Below are 18,639 nucleotides of genomic sequence, written 5' to 3' on the forward strand. Positions count from 1 at the left end.
ACAAAAAATCTGACAGGTTCAAAAAATACAGCCCCGACAGAAAGAAGAATAGAGGCATGTGAAAGGAATAGACTGCCGAGTCAAGGAACGAGAACGATGTCGCATCCGACCAAATCCCTGCGCTATGCAATCCCCTTGCGACATGCCCGTACACGACCAGGATGATGCCGATTCCCTTGGCGTTATCCACCCATACATCCCTGCTCATGGCGCTCTCCTTTAACCATGTCATGCCACTTAGTGGCTGCAGCATATACAAGGGAGAGAGAATTACGTTCCCCTCTTAACGGTAATAACAACCACAAGCTTCGCACGTTACGCGTAGCTAGACATTGCCGAAAAGTCATTGGGGGACAACTGTGTGGGGCAGATCGAGGAAGGTGGACGGGACGGCCCGGCAAGACACGCCGGGCGGCACGGTCGGGGCACTGTTGGAAGAATGCCGCATTCTAGCCCCGCGCGCGGCCCGGGTGGGCAGGTTGCATCACCGGGAACCGGCATCGCGCGGCCTTATCGCAACGCGCCACTGCGGCATGCCCGGGCCGGCGCACCGCTTCTGCTAACCTGTGAACCGGGTCAGTCGCTCGCGGCGGAGGACGGGCAGCCCGGCGGAGTCGCGCCGGGCAGCATGGCTGGTCCGCACACCAATAACAAGATAATCATGCGGCACTCCTTAAAGTATCGGGTAGCCATTGCGACGGCTGTCGTGGTGACGCTCATTGTCCTGGCGCGCGCGCTCTTCGCGCAGTATTACGCCTTCCAGGGCCTCACGGAACTGCGCCAGAGCCAGCAGGACACCCTGGTCAGGATGGTCGCCGGGCAGCTCGACGAGAAATTCGAGGCGCGCGCCACCGACCTGCGCCGCCTGGCGAGCCAGCTCCAGCCCATGCTCGGCCAGCCGCCCGCCGTCATGAAGCGCTTTGCCGCGCAGGCGGTGTCCATGCCGCAGAACTTCAACGCGGTGTTCCTGGTCTGGCCCGACGGCGAGATGGCCTTCAGCACCGCCGTGCCCGACGGGCAGCGCATCCACCTGGGCGACCGCGATTACTTCCGCGAAGTCCTGGACGGCTCGGCGTTTGCCGTGTCGGACCTGCTGCGCGGCAGGCTGAGCGCCGCGCCCGGCGTGGTGATGGCGGTGCCGCTGCGCGCGCCCGACGGCAGGCTGCTGGCGGTGGTGGGCGGCGCGCTGAACCTCTCGGAGAACAACTTCCTCGGCCAGATCGCGCGCAGCCGGGTCGGGCTGACCGGCAGCTATTGCCTGGTGTCTTCCGGCGAGAACCCGCGCTATGCCATGCATGCCGACGCCGGCAAGGTGATGGCCCCGGCCAGGGCGATCGGCGACAACTGCGGGCTGGAGACGCCGCGCGCCGCGTGGGAGGTCGTGAGCCCCAGCCAGCCCATCGTGGCGCGCCACCTGCTGGAGACCAACGGCTGGGAGGTGGTGTCCGTGCTGCCCGCCAGGGAAGCCTATGCGCCGCTGCTGGAGGTGCGCAGCAAGACCATCCTGACCGCCGGCTTCTCGCTGGTGGTGGCGGCGCTGCTGATGTGGCTGGTGATCCGCCGCATGCTGGCGCCGCTGGAGCTGCTGCACCGCGTGGTGGGCGAGGCGCCCGGCAACCCGGCCGCGCTGGCCGCCCTGCCCACCGGGCGCAACGACGAGATCGGCGAGCTGGCGACCACCTTCGGCACGGTGATGCGGCAGCTTGCCGAGCGCGAGGCCGCGCTCTACGCCGCCCGCGACCAGGCCGCCGAGAGCGAGAAGCGCATCGAGGCCATCGCCAACCACGTGCCGGACTTCGTCTCGTTCATCGACGTGAACGAGCGCTACGTCTTCGTCAACGAAGCCTATGCGCGGCGCTTCGGCCTGCCGGCGCGGCAGATCGTGGGGCTCACGCTGCGCGAGCTGTGGGGCACGCCGACCTACGTGGCATCGCAGCCGTACCTGGCGCAGGCCTACCTGGGCGCCTCGGCCACGTTCAGCCTCGAAGGCCAGGACGGCGGCGAGTGCATGGAAGTCACCTACCAGCCGGCCTGGAACGATGCCGGCGACACGGTGCAGGGCCTGTACATGTTCGCCCGTAACGTGACCACCGAACGCCAGCGCATCCGCAGCCTGGAGGCGCAGACGCTGACCGACCACCTGACCCGCCTGCTCAACCGCAAGGGCTTCGACCGGTGCCTGGCCGAGACCATGACGCGCGCCGGCGCCACCGGCCGCAACGCCGCGCTGATGCTGGTGGACGTGGACGACTTCAAGACCATCAACGACAGCTACGGCCACGCCGTGGGCGACCAGCTGCTGGCGGCCTTCGGCGAGCGCCTGTCGGCCTGCGTGCGCGCCGGCGACGGCGTGGCGCGCATCGGCGGCGACGAGTTCGGCATCGTGCTCGACGACGCCACCGGCACGGCAAGCCTGGAGCGCATCGCGCAGGCCATCGTGCACGCGGCGCGGCGCCCGCATTTCATCGAGGGCCATACCATCGTGGCGACCGCCAGCGTCGGCTTCGCCGTGCACGACCCCCGGGACGGCCAGACCGCCAACGAACTGTTCATGCGCGCCGACATGGCGCTGTACGAGGCCAAGCGCGGCGGCAAGGCCCGCTACACGCCGGCCCCTTCGCCGACCGAGGCGTGAGCGCGAGAACGCGGCGGGCTGCGCGCGCATCGGTGCCATACTGCGGACTTTGCCCCGCCGCGAGGATGAAGCCGTGACCGACCCGCTCCTGATCCGCCCCGCCAGCCAGGCCGACTACCCGGCCTGGAAAGCGCTATGGGATGGCTACAACGCCTTCTATGGCCGCCACGGGCCGACCGCGCTGCCGGAGGACATCACGCGCATGACGTGGTCGCGCTTCTTCGACGCCTACGAGCCCGTGCACGCGCTGGTGGCCGAGCGCGGCTGCCGGCTGCTGGGCCTGGTGCATTTCCTCTACCACCGCAGCACCATCCAGATCGGCCCGAGCTGCTACCTGCAGGACCTGTTCACGGCCGAGGCCGCGCGCGGCGCCGGCGTGGGCCGCGCGCTGATCGAGGCGGTCTACCGGCGCGCGCAAGAGGACGGCGCGAAGCGGGTCTACTGGCAGACCCACGAAACCAACCAGACCGCCATGCGCCTGTACGACGCGGTGGCCGAGAAATCGGGTTTCGTGGTGTACCGCCGGCAGTTCTGAGGCGCGCCGCTACGCCTTTCCCGCCGCCCGCGCATTGACGCGCGCGCGGCCGGAAATGTCGGCGCCGGCGTCATGGGCAAGCCGCCGCGTGACGGGAATCGACGCGAACGAGCACAGCCCCACCACGATGAAGGCCGGCCAGAAATCCGACCACTGCAGCGCCGCATGGCCGTTCACCGTGCGCGTGATCTCCAGCACGATGCCGCTGATCGTCACGCCCAGGCCGAGCGAGATCTGCTGCACCACGCTGCCCAGGCTGGTGGCGCGGCCCACGTCGGCGCTCTTGATCTCGGCATAGGTCATCGAATTGAGGCTGGTGAACTGCAGCGCGGGGAAGAAGCCGCCCAGCAGCACCACCAGCCAGATCGCCCACGTCGGCGTGCCCGGAAAGAACGCGCCGCACGCCGCGATGGCGAGGCCCGACAGCGCCGCGTTGTACATCAGCGTGTTGCGGAAACCGAAGCGCCCCAGCACCTTGGACGCGAGCGTGCGCATGAACATGCCGCCGAACGCCGAGGCGCAGGTGATCAGCCCCGAGCGGAACGCGCTCATGCCCAGCCCTTCCTGCAGCACCAGCGGCAGCAGGAACGGCACCGCGCCCAGCCCGATGCGGAACAGCGAGCCGCCCAGCACGCTGGCCTGGAAGGTCGGCACGCGGAAGAAGCGCAGGTCCAGCAGCGGCCGCGGCACGCGGTACGCGTACCAGGCGTAGACCGCCAGCATCGCCACGCCGGCCAGCGCCATCGCCAGCGCCACCCGGGCCGAGGCCAGGCCGCCGTCAACCAGCGACAGGCCGAGCAGGAACAGCGACGCGCCGCCCGCCGAGAGCACGAAGCCGGTCCAGTCCAGCGGGCCGGGATGCGGCTCGTGCGTGTTCTTGATGTAGCGGTTGGCCAGATAGATGCCGAGGATGCCGACCGGGATGTTGATGAGGAAAATCAGGCGCCAGTGGAGATAGGTGGTGATGAAGCCGCCGAGCAGCGGCCCCGCCGCCGGCCCGAGCATGGCGGGCACGCTCAGGTAGTTCATGGCGCGGATGTATTCCGAGCGCTCCACCACGCGGAAAATGATGATGCGGCCCACCGGCACCATCATCGCCCCGCCCACGCCCTGGATGAAGCGCGCCACCGTGAACGCGAGCAGCGACGTGGACACCGCACACAGGATCGAGCCGGCGACGAAGATGCCGATCGCCGCGCGGAACACCGAGCGCGCGCCGTAGCGGTCGGCCAGCCAGCCGCACACCGGAATGAACACCCCGAGCCCGAGCACGTAGCTGGTGACAGCGATCTTGAGCGTGACCGGATCGTGGCCGAAGGCGCGCGCCATCTCGGGCAGCGCGGTCACGATCACGTTGGCGTCCAGGCTTTCCATGAACATCGCGCACGCGACGATCACGGGCACGATGAAAGCCTTCAGGGCAGGTAGCATGAGTGGCGCACGGGCAGGCGGAGGGCGAAACGAACGGCTGCCGCCCGGGAGAATCGCGGAAAAGACCGCGATTATCGCACCGATGCCCGATGCTTGCACGGTGCGCCGGCGCCCGGGTGCCGCGCCCCCCCGGGGCAGGTCCCGCCCGTCCCGCGCGCTATTCCGCCGGCACTTCCTGCCGGCGCGCGATCTCGATGCCCGGCAGCAGCAGCATCGCCGCGATGGCGCCGAGCGCGATCACCAGCATCGCCAGGAAGGTGACGTGCAGCGAATGATGCAGCGCCTCGCGCACCGGCGCGCTGCCGGCCAGGTGCCGCCCGGCGCCGTCGAGCACCTGGCGCAGCTGCTCGGTGCTGACCACGCCCAGGCCCGCGGCATGGTGCATGCCGAAGTTCTGCACCGCGCCCAGCAGCGCCGCGCCCAGCGTGTTGCCCAGGTTGCGCGCGAACAGGTTGGAGGCGGTGGCGCTGCCGCGGTCGGCCAGCGGCACGATCTCCTGGATCAGCACCAGCGAGCACACGCTCTGGATGCCCATGCCGAAACCCATCACCAGCGAGCCCAGGCCCGCCAGCGCCGGGCTGCTCCCGGGCGTGAGCAGCGCGAAGACCAGCGCGCCGGCCGGCAGGAACAGGCTGCCGCCGATCAGCAGGCGGCGCAGGCCGATGCGGTGGAAGGTGCGCGACGAAATGGTGGCGCCGGCGGGCCAGCCCACCATCATCATGGTCAGCGCGAAGCCGGCCACCACCGGCGTGCGGTCCATCGCCACCTGCACGTACATCGGCAGGAAGGTGGTCAGCCCCATCAGCGCCATGCCGGAGAACAGCGTGGCGCCGTTGCAGGCCAGCACCGGGCGGTGGCCCCACAGGCGGAACGAGATCATCGGGTCGGCCGCGCGGCGCTCCTGCCGCACGAACAGCAGCAGGCTCGCGCCCAGCACGGCGATCTCCACGGCCAGCCGGCCCGCGCCCGCCGCGCCGGCATCGGTCAGCACCATCATCAGCGCCGCCACCGCCACGGTGAAATACGCGGCGCCGGCGGCGTCGATGGCCGGGCGCTTGCGCACCGGCTGCTCGTGCAGGAAGGCGACGAAGCCCAGCGCGGCCAGCACGCCGATCGGCAGGTTGATCCAGAAGATCCACGCCCACGACAGCTTGCCGATGATGAGGCTGCCCGCCATCGGCCCGAGCACCGCCGAGACCGCCCACACGCTGGCCAGGTAGCCCTGCACCTTGCCGCGCTCGTGCGCGGGATAGAGGTCGCCGACGATGGTCAGCGTGACCGGCAGGATGGCGCCGGCGCCGGCGCCCTGCAGCAGCCGGAACACGATCATGGCCGGCATCGACCAGGCGAAGCCCGCCAGCACCGAGCCCAGCAGGAACACCGCGATGCCGGCCAGGATGACCGGCTTGCGCCCGTAGAGGTCGGCCAGCTTGCCGAACACCACGGTCATGGCGGTCTGGGTCAGCAGGAATAACGAGAACACCCAGCTATACAGGCGCAGCCCGCCGAGCTGCGTGACGATCTGCGGCATGGCCGTGGAGACGATGGTCGCTTCGAGCGCGACCATCGCCATCGACGCCATCACGGCCGCGATGACCAGGGGGCGGTTGGTAACTGGAGCTTGGGAGGACATGGATAGGGGGAAAAAGGAAGCCGGTACGACGCGGCGGCGCCGCGTGCCGGCACGGGACAGGGCCGGCCGGGGGGCGCGCAGGGCTACATGCTAGCGGCAAACCGGCAAACGTGCTGGGCGCCGCTTCGCTCTCCGGCGGCTCTCTCTGCCCATCGCGGCGTCCCCGTCTAAATTTCCGCTCCCCTGCTTCGTCCAACTCAGTGATGCGCGCCATGCCGCCCGAAACGCCGGCGTGGCCGCGATAGCGCATTGCACGACCGCCATGACAGATACGGGAGCCACCATGAGTTTCGACCGCGACGACGCCACCTTCCTGGTCCTCGTCAACCACGAAGAGCAGTACTCCATCTGGCCCGACTACAAGCCCGTGCCGGGCGGCTGGCGCGCCGCCGGCTTCAGCGGCAACCGCCAGGCGTGCCTCGACCATATCGAGCGCACCTGGACCGACATGCGGCCGCTGAGCCTGCGCCGCCATATGGAGGAACAAGCGAAGGAACAAGCCGCGGCAGACGCCTGAACATGCCCGCCTTGCTGCTGTTCTGCCTGCCCTACGCCGGCGCCAGCGCCACCGCCTACCTGCGCTGGCGCCGGCTGCTGCCGGCCCGCGTGGAACTGGTGCCGCTCGAGCCGCCCGGGCGCGGCGCGCGCCTGGCCGAGCCGCTGCTGCGCGATTTCGAGGCGCTGGCGGCCGACCTCGCCGGCGCCGCCGGCGCGCGGCTGGGACGTGGCGCAAGTAGCGACAGAAGCGGGGGCACAACGCCCGATTACGCCCTGTTCGGCCACAGCATGGGCGGCCTGCTGGCTTACCGCGTCTGCCAGTTGCTGCGCGAGCGCGGCCACGCGCTGCCGCGGCGCCTGCTGGTGTCCGGCTGCGCCGCGCCCAGCCGGCGCGATCCGCGGCGCCTGGCCGCGCTGCGCGGCGACGCCGCGCTGACGGCCGAGCTGCGCAAGCACGGCGGCACGCCCGAGGCGGTGTTCGCCGACGCCGAGCTGCTGCGCCTCACGCTCGACGTGCTCGACGCCGACTACCGCGTCTGCGAGAGCTTCCGCCACACCGACACGGCGCCGCTGCCGGTGCCGCTGCACGTGCTGGCCGGGCGCGACGACGCCATCGGCGCCGCCGAGCTGCAGGCCTGGGCGCCGGAGACCAGCGCCGGCCACACGCTGGACTGGTTTGCCGGCGGCCATTTCTTCCTCCACCAGCATCAGGGCGCCGTGCTGGCCCGTGTGACCGAACTGCTGGCCGAACCGCTGGCCGTGCCCGCCGCCGCAGCCCGCCCCGTGCCCGCCTGAACGCCGCGCGCGGCGCCACCCTCCCACGCCAACCGTTTTCCTGGAAAGCCGATCCAAGCATGCAGCCCGATCCGAACGTCCCGGCCACGCTGGTGGCCCACCTCGGCCGCCTGGCCGCGCAGCGCGCCGGCGACACGGCGCTGATCACTATCGACGACGCCGGCGAGCAGCGCCACGGCTACGCCGCGCTCGACGCCCGCGCGCGCGCGCTGGCCGCCTGCCTGGGCGGGCACGCCGCGCCGGGCGAGCGCGTGCTGCTGCTGATGGACAGCGGCATCGACTACGTGGCCGGTTTCTTCGCCTGCCTCTACGCCGGCCTCGTGGCCGTGCCCGCGTTCGAGCCCGGCGCCATGCGCGCGGCCCAGGTCAGCCGCCTGCGCGCCATCGCCGCCGACGCCGCCGCCGGCGTGCTGCTGACCACCACCGCGCAGGCCGAAGCCCACGGCGACACGCTGGCCGCCATCGCCCCGCGCGCGCGCGTGGTGCTGGCCGACGCGCCGCTGGCGCCGCCGCCGGCCGGCTGGCAACCGTTCGCGGCCACGCCCGACACGCTCGCCTTCCTGCAATACACGTCCGGCTCCACCGCCGCGCCCAAGGGCGTGATGGTCAGCCACGGCAACGTCATGGCCAACGAGACCGCGATCCAGGCCGGCATGGCCGTGGCGCCCGGCGACGTGATGGTGAGCTGGCTGCCGCTGTACCACGACATGGGGCTGATCGGCGGCCTGCTGCAGCCGATCCACACCGGCACGCCGGTGGTGCTGATGCCGCCGCGGCTGTTCCTGGAGCGCCCGGCGCGCTGGCTGCAGGCCATCTCGCGCCATCACGGCACGGTGTCCGGCGGGCCCGACTTCGCCTACCGCCTGTGCGTGGAGCGCGTGCGCGACGCCCAGCTCGAAGGGCTGGACCTGTCGAGTTGGGCGCTGGCCTTCTCCGGCGCCGAGCCGGTGCGCGCCGACACCCTGCGCGCGTTCGCGCAGCGCTTCGCCGGGGCGGGTTTCCGCGCCGGCGCGCTCTACCCCTGCTACGGCCTGGCCGAGGCCACGCTGTTCGTCACCGGCGGCGAGCGCGGCAAGGGCATGGCCAGCACGCGCTTCGACACCGCGGCGCTGGCGCGCGGGCAAGGCATGCCGGCCGGCGACGACGCGCCCGGCGGCCAGGACGCCGCGCCGGCCGCCACCGAACTGGTGGCCTGCGGCTTCGCGCGCGCCGGCCACGCGGTGCGCATCGCCGATGCCGGCGGCCGCGCACTGCCCGACGGCGCCGTGGGCGAGATCCAGGTGCGCGGCGCCAGCGTGACGCGCGGCTACTGGCGCAACCCGCGGGCCACGGCGGAAAGCTTCGCCGGCACCGATGACGGTGCGGCCTGGCTGCGCACCGGCGACCTCGGCCTGCGCCGCGACGGCCAGCTTTATATCGCCGGCCGCCGCAAGGACCTCATCATCGTGCGCGGCCAGAACTTCTACCCGCAGGACATCGAGCGCGCCGTGGAAACCCGCGTGGCCAGCGCCCGGCCGGGCCGCGTGGCGGCCTTCGCGGTGGCGGCGGGTCACGGCGAGGGCATCGGCCTCGCCGTGGAAATCTCGCGCCCCGAGCAGCGCCGCGTCGGCCACGGCGCGCTGGTGCAGGCGCTGGCCGAAGCCGTGGGCGATGCCTGCGGCGAGCCGCTGGCGGTGGCGCTGCTGCTCAATCCCGGCGCCCTGCCCAAGACCTCCAGCGGCAAGCTGCAGCGCGCCGCCTGCCGTCAGGGCTGGCTCGACGACAGCCTCGATGCCTGCGCGGTGTGGGCGCACGGCGCGTTCACGCGCGGCGGCGCGCCGGCCGATGCGGGCGACCAAGCCCGGGCCGAGCCTCCGCGCGGCGCCACCGAGCTGGCGCTGGCCGCGCTGTGGCAGGAACTGCTCGGCCACGCCCCCGCCAGCCGCCACGCGCATTTCTTCGCCAGCGGCGGCAACTCGCTGGCCGCCGCCCGGCTGGTGGCGCGGCTGCGCGAGCGGCATGGCGCGGCGGTGCCGCTGCGCCTGCTGTTCGACCATCCCACGCTGGCCGCCTGCGCCGGGGCGCTCGACCGCATCGACCGCATCGACGGCAGCGCGGACAACAAGGCCGGCGGCAACGCGGCCGACCTCCACGACGCCATCGCCCCCGCCCCGCGCCACCCCGACATGCCGCTGGCGCCCGCCCAGCACCGCCTGTGGCTGGTCGACCGCATCGGCGGCGCCGCGGCGCGCTGGACCTACAACATGGCCGGCGGCCTGCGCCTGACGGGCGCGCTCGACGCCGACGCGGTGCGCGCCAGCCTGAACGCGCTGGTGGCGCGCCACGAGATCCTGCGCACCGCCTATCGCGCCGACGCCCACGGCGAGCCTTATGCGTGCATCGCCGCCGCGCTGGCGCTCGAGGTGCCGCTCAGCGACCTCGCCACGCTCGGCCCGGCGCAGCGCGAACTTGCGCTGCGCGAGCTGGCCGAGGCGCAGGCGCGCGAGCCGTTCGACCTCGCTCACGCGCCGCCGCTGCGCGCGCGCCTCGCGCGCCTGGCCACCGACGACCACGCGCTGCTGCTGACGCTGCACCATATCGCCGGCGACGGCTGGTCGGTCGGCGTGCTGCTCGACGAATTCGCCGCCGGCTACAACGCCGCGCGGGCCGGCACCGCCGCCGCGCTGCCGCCGCTGCCGATCCAGTACGCCGACTACGCGGTCCACCAGCAGGCGCCCGCGCGGCAGGCGCAGCTGTGCGCCGACGCCGACTACTGGCGCGGCGCCCTGCAAGGTGCGCCGCGGGCGCCCACGCTGCCAACCACCTACCCGCGCCCGCCGGTGGCATCCACGGCCGGCGCCGCCTGCCACGCCACCCTGCCCGCCGCGCTGCTGGCACAGGCCGACGCGCTCGCCCACGCCCACGGCGCCACCCGCTACATGGTGCTGCTGGCCGCCTTCCACCTGCTGCTGCACCGCGCGGGCGGCGCCGAGGAACAACTGGTCGGCATCGACGTGGCCGGCCGCCCGCGCCGCGAGCTCGAAGGCCTGATCGGCTTCTTCGTCAACGTGCTGCCGCTGCGCGCGCGCTGCGCCGCGGACCTGCGCTTCACCGACCTGCTGGCGCAGGTGCGCGCGCGCGCGCTGGCAGCGTTCGACCACCAGGCGCTGCCGTTCGAGCGCATCGTCGAGGCCGCCGGCCAGGGCGCCGCGCGGCGCGAGCGCGGCTGGCACCCGCTGGTGCAGGTGCTGTTCGTGCTGCACAACACGCCCGCCGGCACGCTGGCGATGGACGGCGTGAGCGCCAGCCGCCTGCCCGCGCCGGCGCACGCCGCCAAGTTCGACCTCGCGGTCTTTCTCGAGCCCCACGCCGGCGGCCTGCGCGCCGAATGGGTCTACGCCACCGCGCTGTTCTCGCCCGCCGCCGCCGCGGCGCTGGCCGAAGCCTATGCCGCCGTGCTGGCGCAGGCCGTGGCCGATCCCGACCGGCCGCTGCCCGCCTTCGCCCTGCCCGGCGCGGCCGGCCACGCCACCCGCTCCATCGAAGCCAACGACATCATCCATACCGCCATGACGCCCAGCCCAAGTCCCAGCAGCAAGCTCGACAAGCTCAAGCAACTGACCCGCCGCGCGCCGGCGGCCCCGTCCGTCTCATCCGCCTCACCCGCGGTGGCCACCACCGCGCGCCCGCTGGTGGCGACCTCCTTCCTCGCCCCCGGCAAGACCTTCCCCATCGTGATCGAGCCCGGCACCAGCGACATCGACGCGGTGGGCTGGGCGCGCGCGCAGCGCGACTACATCGAGTCCACGCTGTGCCGCCACGGCGGCATCCTGCTGCGCGGTTTCGGCCTGCGCACGCCGCAGGAGTTCGAAGCCTTCGCCGAGGCCATCGAGCCCGGCCTGTACGGCGCCTACGGCGACCTGCCCAAGAAGGAAGGCGGACGCAACACCTACCGCTCCACGCCCTACCCCGAGCGCGAGATGATCCTCTACCACAACGAAAGCGCCCACCTGTCGCGCTGGCCGCGCAAGCAGTGGTTCTTCTGCGAGCTGCCGGCGCCGGTGGGCGGCGCCACGCCCATCGTCGACTGCCGCGAGATGTACCGCCGCCTGCCGCGCGCGCTGGCCGAGCAGTTCGAACGCCGGCAGCTGCGCTACGTGCGCACCTTCAACGACAAGCTCGACGTGAGCTGGCGCGACTTCTTCAAGACCGCCGAGCGCGCCGAGGTCGAAGCGCGCCTGCGCGCCTCCGGCACCGACTTCCGCTGGCTCGACGCCGACACCCTGCAGACCCGCGAGCTGTGCCCGGCGGTGATCGCCCATCCCGTGACCGGCGAGCGCAGCTTCTTCAACCAGGTCCAGTTGCACCACACCGCCTGCCTGGACCCCGAGGTGCGGCGCGACCTGCTGGAGATCGTCGGCGCCGAGCGCATGCCGCGCCAGGTCACGTTCGGCGACGGCAGCCCCATCGGCGACGACGTGATGGCGCTGCTCGGCGAGCTCTACGAAGCCTGCGCGGTGCGCTTCGACTGGCGCCAGGGCGACGTGGTGATGCTCGACAACATGCTCGCCGCGCACGCCCGCGACCCCTTCCAGGGCCCGCGCAAGATCGTGGTGGCGATGGGCGAGATGTTCGAGCGCCACGCGCTGCGCCCGCTCGCCGGCAGCGCCGCCGCCGATGCGGCCGCTGCCGCCACCACCGCCGGCACGGAGGGCTGAAGCGATGAACGCCATCGTCCACGACTTCTCCGCCGCAGCCCAGCCGCTGGGCCGCGAACAGCGCGCGCTCGAAGCGCGCGCCACCGCGCCGGTCACGCTCGCCGCCACGCTGCGCGGCCCGCTGGACGTGCCGCGCCTGCGCGACGCGCTGCTGCGCGTGGCCGCGCGCCACCCCAGCCTGGGCCTCGCCTTCGGCCACGCCGAGGGGCTGCGCGGCCTGCGCCAGCGCTTCGAGGGCGTGCCGCCGCAATGGGCCGAGGCAGCCGATGCGGCCGATGCCATCGCCGCTCCCGCCGCTCCCCTGCCCGCGCTGCGCGCCACGCTGCTGCCGCTCGGCCCCGACCACCACCAGCTGCTGCTGGCCGCCAGCCCGCTCGCCGCCGACGGCGCCAGCCTCGTCACGCTGTACCGCGAACTGGCGCGGGCTTATGCCGGCGAAGACGCCAACGCCGCCGAGGACCCGCAGGAGGCCCCGCTCGCCTACGCCGACTACCTCGAATGGACCGCCGGCCTGGCCCAGGACAACGCGCAGGCCGGCCACGACTACTGGCACGGCATCGCCGGCGCGCTCGCCGCGCTGGACGCGCCGCGCCTGCCGTGGCAGCGCGCCGCGCCGCACGCGGCGCCGGCGCCGGCCGAGCTGAACGCGCGGATCGGCAGCGATGAGGCCGCCGCGCTGCAAGCCTGGGCGCAGGCGCTCGGCCAGCCGCTGCCGCTCGCGCTGCAAGCCGCCTGGTGGCTGCTGCTGTGGCGCCTGGACCCGGCCGATGCGTTCGCCGCCGGCTGGCTGCACGACTGCCGCCGCGACTTCGACGCGCTGGCCGGCGCGGTGGGCCGCTATGAGGCGGTGCTGCCGCTGGCGGTGCGCCCCGACCCGGACGCGCCGTTCGCGCACTGGCTCGCGCAGCTTGCCGCGCAGGCCGGCAGCCACCTGGACTGGCGCGAGCACTGCCCGGCCGACGCCGCCGCCGGCGCGCCCGGCCGCATCGGCTTCGCCCTCGCCACGCTGCCGCCGGCCATGCCGGCGCGCGGCGGCCCGCACTGGCAGGCGCAGCCGCCGCAAGCGCTGCCCGGCTTCGAGCTGGCGCTGGAAATCCGCGAGGACGAACATGGCGCGCCGCGCCAGTTCGCCCTCCACTACGACGGCGCGCGCTACCGCGCCGACGCCATGAGCTGCCTGCTGGACCAGTACCGCACGCTGCTGGACACGCTGCGCGCGCGGCCCGGCACCGCCATCGGCGCGCTGCCGCTGGCCACCGCCGCCGACGCCGCGCGCGCCGCCGCCATGCACGCCGCGCCGCTCGACGCGGGCACGCGGATGCTGCCGCAGCGGCTGGCGCAATGGGGACGCGAGCGTCCGCACCAGAACGCATTGAGCGCCGCCGGCCTGCAACTGGACTACCGCGCGCTGAACCAGCGCGTGGACGCGCTGGCCGCGCGCCTGCCCGCCCTCGGCCTGCGCCGCGGCGCGCCGGTCGGCCTGCTGCTGCCGCGCGGCGGCGAACTGGTGCTGGCGCTGCTGGCCGTGCTGCGCGCGGGCGGCGCCTACCTGCCGCTGGACCCGTCGTGGCCGGCGCCGCGCCGCGCGCGGATCCTGGCCGATGCCGGCGCCACGCTGGTGCTGGCCGGGGCGCGCCACCTGCCCGGCGGCGCCGATGACACCGATAACACCGATGGCGCCGCCGACCTGCCGCCGCACGTCGACGTGGCCGCGCTGCTGGCGGACAGCGCCACGGCGCCAGCCGATGCCGGCGAGCCGGACATCGTCGCCGGCCAGCCCGCCTACGTGCTCTACACCTCCGGCTCCACCGGCACGCCCAAGGGCGTGGTGATCGAGCACGGCCAGTTGCTCAACTACGCCGCCGCCGCCGGCCACGCGCTGGGCCTGGACCGCTGCGAGCGCTTCGCGCTGACCTCCACCGTGGCCGCCGACCTGGGCAACACCACGCTGTTCGGCGCGCTGTGGCACGGCGCCTGCCTGTGCGTGGCCGACGACGCCGACACGCAGGACGCCGCCGCCTTCGCCCGCTTCCTCGCGCGCGAACGCCCGGACTGCCTGAAGATGGTGCCGTCGCACCTCGACGCGCTGCTCGGCGGCAGCGAAGACAACAGTGAGCACGACAACGAAGACAACAGCGCCGGCGCGCCGCTGCCCGCCGGCGCCGCCATCGTGCTGGGCGGCGAAAGCGCGTCGCCCGCGCTGCTGGCCCGCCTGCGCCGCCGCGTGCCCGCCGCGCGCCTGTGCAACCACTACGGCCCGACCGAGACCACGGTCGGCATCCTCGTGCATGCCGACGATGCCGACGACGCCGACGACGCCGCCAACGCCCCCGGCGCCGGCCTGCCGCTCACCACCGTGCTGGCCAACTGCGAGGCGCACGTACTCAACGCCGCCGGCGAACTGGCCGCGGCCGGCGAGACCGGCGAGCTCTACCTCGGCGGCGCCCAGCTTTGCCGCGGCTACCTGGGCCGCGACAGCGACGCCTTCGTGCCGCATCCGCGCCGCGCGGGCGAGCGCCTCTACCGCAGCGGCGACCTCGCGCGCTACCTGCCGCGCGGCGGCCTGGAACTGGCCGGCCGCGCCGATGGCCAGCTCAAGGTGCGGGGCTTCCGCATCGAGTGCGGCGAGATCGAGCACGCGCTGCTGGCGCTGCCCGGCGTGCGCCAGGCCGCGGTGGTGCCGATGGCCGGGCCGGACGGCGCCACCGGCGAAACGCGCCTGGCCGCCTGGCTGGTGCCCGACGACGACGGCGCCATCCCGCTCGGCGGCGCCCGCCGCGCCGCCCTGCGCGCGGCGCTGGCCGCGCGCCTGCCCGAACCGATGGTGCCCGCGCACTGGATCGCGGTGGCCGAGCTGCCGCGCCTGCCCAACGGCAAGGTCGACCGGCGCGCGCTGGCCACGCGCGCGCTGCCCGGGGACGATGCGCCCGCCGGCGCCATCGCCCGCGAGCCGGCCGACGCGCTCGAAGCGCTGCTGCTCGAACAGATGCGCGAGCTGCTCGACGCCCCCGCGCTGCGCGTGACCGACGACCTGTTCGAAGCCGGCGGCCATTCGCTATTGGTCATCAAGCTGGTGGCGCGCATCCGCAAGCTGCTCAAGCAGGAGATCGCGCCCGGCGCGGTGTTCGACGCGCCCAGCGCCGCCGCGCTGGCCACCGCGCTGCGCGCCGCCAGCGCCGACCCGGCGCAGCTGGAAACGCTGGCCGGCCTGCAGCGCACGCTGGCCGCGATGTCGCCCGAGGCGCGCGCGGCCCTGCGCGCCTCGGCCGGCGCGCCCGCCGCCACCGCCGGCTGATCCCGCCCGGACCCCGCACCGCCCAAGCTCACCGTACAGGACAGCCCCCATGACGCAATCCCCGACCCGCCAGCAGGACGCCGCGCTGCTGGCGCTGCTGCTGGAAGACGAGGCCGAACAAGCCGCTGCCGGTAATGACAGCGGCAATGACAGCGGCGATGGCGGCGCCTTGCCGGCGCCCATGTCCCCCATGTCCTTCTCCCAGCAGCGGCTCTGGTTCCTGCTGCAATACGAGCCCGGCAGCACCGCCTACAACCAGACCCGCGCGTTCCGCCTGCATGGCCGGCTCGACCGCGCCGCGCTGGCCGCCGCGCTGCGCGCCGTGGTCGACCGCCATCCCGCGCTGCGCACCCGCTTCGCCGCCGACGGCGCGCCGGGCCAGCCGCCGCGGCAGGTGGTGGAGAGCGCGCCGCCGTTCGCGCTGGGCCACGAGCCGCTCGCCGCCGGCGAAGCCGCGCTGCGCGCGCGCATCGACGCCGAGGCCGCGCGCGCCTTCGACCTGTGCCGCGCGCCGCTGCTGCGCGCCACGCTGCTGGCCCGCGCCGACGACGAGCACGTGCTGCTGCTGTCGCTGCACCACATCGTCTCCGACGCTGTCTCCAACGCCGTGATCGCGCGCGACCTCGCCACCGCCTATGCGCAGGCGGCGTCCGGCGCGGAGGTGCAACTGCCACCGCCCGCCGCCACCTTCGCCGCCCACGCGCGCCGCCAGCACGAACAGCTCGACAGCGGCGCGCTCGACGCGCAGCGCGCGTGGTGGCAGGCCAGCCTGGGCAGCCACGTCCCCGCGCTGCAACTGCCGGTCGACCGGCCACACGGCGCGCCGGCCGCGCAGCACCTCGCGCGCCGCGTCGACATGGCGCTGCCGCCCGCGCTGGCCGGCGCCGTGCGCGCATTCTGCGTGGCCCGGCGCTGCACGCCGTTCGTGGTGATGCTGGCCGCCTGGCAGGCGCTGCTCGCGCGCCATGCCGGCCAGCACGATTTCGCCATCGGCGTGCCGCACGCGGGACGCGGCGAGCCGGGGCTGGACGACGTGGTCGGCTTCTTCGCCAACACCCACGTCTACCGCTCGCGCACCGGGCCCGGCGTCAGCGCCGGCGCGCTGTGCGAGCGCGTGCGCGCCGACGCGCTGGGCGCGCTGGCCAACGCCGAACTGCCGTTCGAGGTGCTGCTCGACAGCATGCAGGTGCCGCGCGACGCCGGCCGCAGCCCGCTGTTCCAGGTCATGTTCAACCTGCGCGCCGGCGCGCAGGCATTCGCGCTGCCGGGCCTGCGCACCGAGGCCATCGAGGCCCGCGAGACCGGCGCCAAGTTCGACCTGATCCTCGACGTCGAAACGCACGCCGGGACACACGCCGGGACGCACGCAGACAGCATCCACATCAGCCTCGAATACGACAGCGCGCTGTTCGACGCCGCCACCGCGCAGCGCCTGGCCCGCCACTACGTCGCGCAGCTCGACGGCATGCTGCGCCATCCCGAACTGCCGCTGACCGCCACGCCGCTGCTGGACGCGGACGGCCATGCCGACGACCGCGCCGCGCTCGCCATGCAGCACGCCACCGGCCAGCCGCGGCGCCGCTTTGCCGGCCTCGCGCCCGCGCACCGCCTGATCCAGCGCCAGGCCGAGGCCCGCCCCGACGCGGTGGCGCTGCGCCACGGCGACGCCACCATCAGCTACGGCGAGCTGGAACGCCGCGCCAACCGCCTCGCGCACCGCCTGATCGCGCTCGGCGTGGGCCCGGAAGTGCGCGTGGGCATCGCCGCCGAGCGCTCGCCCGAGATGATCGTCGGCCTGCTGGCCATCCTCAAGGCCGGCGGTGCCTACGTGCCGTTCGACCCCGCCTATCCGGCCGAGCGGCTGGCCTACCTGTTCGACGACAGCGGCATCGCCGCGCTGCTCGCCCAGCCCGCGCTGCAAGACCTGCTGCCGCGGCGCGCCGGCCTGCCGGTGGTGCTGCTCGACGCCGCCGAAGCGGAGCGCGCGGACTGGCCCGAACACGCGCCGGACGTGCCGGTGCGGCCCGACCATCTCGCCTACGTGATCTACACCTCCGGTTCCACCGGCCGCCCCAAGGGCGCGCAATTGCAGCACGGCAACCTGTCGCGCCTGCTGGCCGCCACGCAGGACTGGTTCGGCTTCGGCCAAGACGATGTCTGGACCCTGTTCCACTCCTACGCCTTCGATTTTTCCGTATGGGAAATCTTCGGCGCGCTGTGCCACGGCGGCCAGTTGGTGATCGTGCCGTTCCTGGTCAGCCGCGCGCCGCAGGACTTCCTCGCGCTGCTGCGGCGCGAGCGCGTCACCGTGCTCAACCAGACCCCGTCCGCGTTCCGCGCGCTGCTGGCCCAGCCCGAGGCCTGCGCGCAGCCGCTGGCGCTGCGCCACGTGATCTTCGGCGGCGAGGCGCTAGAGCCGCAGGCGCTGCGGCCCTGGCTGGAGCGCTTCGGCGACGCCGCGCCGCGCCTCGTCAATATGTACGGCATCACCGAAACCACGGTGCACGTGACCTTCCGCCCCATCGCGCTGGCCGACCTCGACCCGCGCCACGGCGCGCGCAGCCCCATCGGCGAGTGCATTCCCGACCTGGGCGTGCGCGTGCTCGACGCCAGCCTCAACCCGGTGCCGCCGGGCGTGGCGGGCGAACTGTACGTGGGCGGCGACGGCCTCGCGCGCGGCTACCTGAACCGGCCCGGCATGACCGCCGAGCGTTTCGTGCCCGATCCGTTCTCCGACGGCGGCGCGCGCCTCTACCGCAGCGGCGATCTCGCGCGCTGGCTGCCCGACGGGCAACTCGAATACCTCGGACGCATCGACCAGCAACTCAAGATCCGCGGCTTCCGCATCGAGCCGGGCGAGATCGAGGCGCGCTTGCTGGCGCAGGATGGCGTGGCCAATGCCGCCGTGATCGCCGTCGACGGCCCGAACGGTGCCCGACTCGCTGCCTACGTGGTGCCGGCGGAGAACGCGGTCATCGACGTAGCGTCGTTGCGCGCGGCGCTGGCCGAGCAACTGCCCGACTACATGGTCCCCGCTGCCTTCGTCGCGCTCGCCGCGCTGCCGCTCACGCCCAACGGCAAGCTCAACCGCCATGCGCTGCCCGCGCCCGAGTTCGGCGG

Annotated in this window: 10 protein-coding genes; 7 read left to right on the forward strand and 3 right to left on the reverse strand. The window is 73.5% G+C overall.

The annotated features are described in order from the left end of the window. On the reverse strand, nucleotides 1–208 hold a 208-nt coding region (locus tag K206_RS39920), incomplete at its 3' end, for an acyltransferase family protein (protein WP_043367549.1). Nucleotides 209–661: 453 nt separating this feature from the next. Between K206_RS39920 and K206_RS0132150 the strand changes: the two genes are divergently transcribed. Then, a complete protein-coding gene (locus tag K206_RS0132150) occupies nucleotides 662–2,635 on the forward strand; it encodes a diguanylate cyclase domain-containing protein (protein ID WP_043367551.1) in 1,974 nt (657 codons plus the stop codon). A gap of 73 nt (nucleotides 2,636–2,708) precedes the next feature. Next, nucleotides 2,709–3,170, forward strand: a complete 462-nt coding sequence (locus tag K206_RS0132155) for a GNAT family N-acetyltransferase (protein WP_020206415.1) — start codon at nucleotides 2,709–2,711, stop codon at nucleotides 3,168–3,170. 9 nt (nucleotides 3,171–3,179) lie between these two features. Here the strand turns inward: K206_RS0132155 and K206_RS0132160 are convergent, their stop codons facing one another. Next, nucleotides 3,180–4,601, reverse strand: a complete 1,422-nt coding sequence (locus K206_RS0132160) for an MFS transporter (protein WP_020206416.1) — start codon at nucleotides 4,599–4,601, stop codon at nucleotides 3,180–3,182. A gap of 157 nt (nucleotides 4,602–4,758) precedes the next feature. Further along, entirely contained in the window at nucleotides 4,759–6,234 is a 1,476-nt protein-coding gene (locus K206_RS0132165; protein ID WP_043367553.1) for an MDR family MFS transporter, read from the reverse strand. 283 nt (nucleotides 6,235–6,517) lie between these two features. On the opposite strand from K206_RS0132165, the gene K206_RS0132170 reads away from it, so the two are divergent. The 5 genes from K206_RS0132170 to K206_RS39930 all read left to right on the forward strand — a co-directional run. Then, entirely contained in the window at nucleotides 6,518–6,751 is a 234-nt protein-coding gene (locus K206_RS0132170) for an MbtH family protein (RefSeq protein ID WP_020206418.1), read from the forward strand. Between the two features lie 2 nt (nucleotides 6,752–6,753). Beyond that, nucleotides 6,754–7,527 carry a thioesterase II family protein gene (locus tag K206_RS39925; RefSeq protein ID WP_020206419.1) on the forward strand — a complete coding sequence of 258 codons (774 nt, stop codon included), beginning with the start codon at nucleotides 6,754–6,756 and terminating at the stop codon, nucleotides 7,525–7,527. 59 nt (nucleotides 7,528–7,586) lie between these two features. After that, nucleotides 7,587–12,224: a condensation domain-containing protein gene (locus K206_RS0132180; RefSeq protein WP_020206420.1), complete on the forward strand. Its 4,638-nt coding sequence runs from the start codon at nucleotides 7,587–7,589 to the stop codon at nucleotides 12,222–12,224. A gap of 4 nt (nucleotides 12,225–12,228) precedes the next feature. Further along, on the forward strand, nucleotides 12,229–15,519 hold the full coding sequence (locus K206_RS0132185) for a non-ribosomal peptide synthetase (protein ID WP_020206421.1): 3,291 nt from the start codon (nucleotides 12,229–12,231) through the stop codon (nucleotides 15,517–15,519). 49 nt (nucleotides 15,520–15,568) lie between these two features. Further along, on the forward strand, nucleotides 15,569–18,639 hold a 3,071-nt coding region (locus tag K206_RS39930; RefSeq protein ID WP_020206422.1), incomplete at its 3' end, for an amino acid adenylation domain-containing protein.

The sequence above is a fragment of the Cupriavidus sp. WS genome (genome assembly GCF_000395345.1).
Taxonomy (GTDB): domain Bacteria; phylum Pseudomonadota; class Gammaproteobacteria; order Burkholderiales; family Burkholderiaceae; genus Cupriavidus; species Cupriavidus basilensis_B.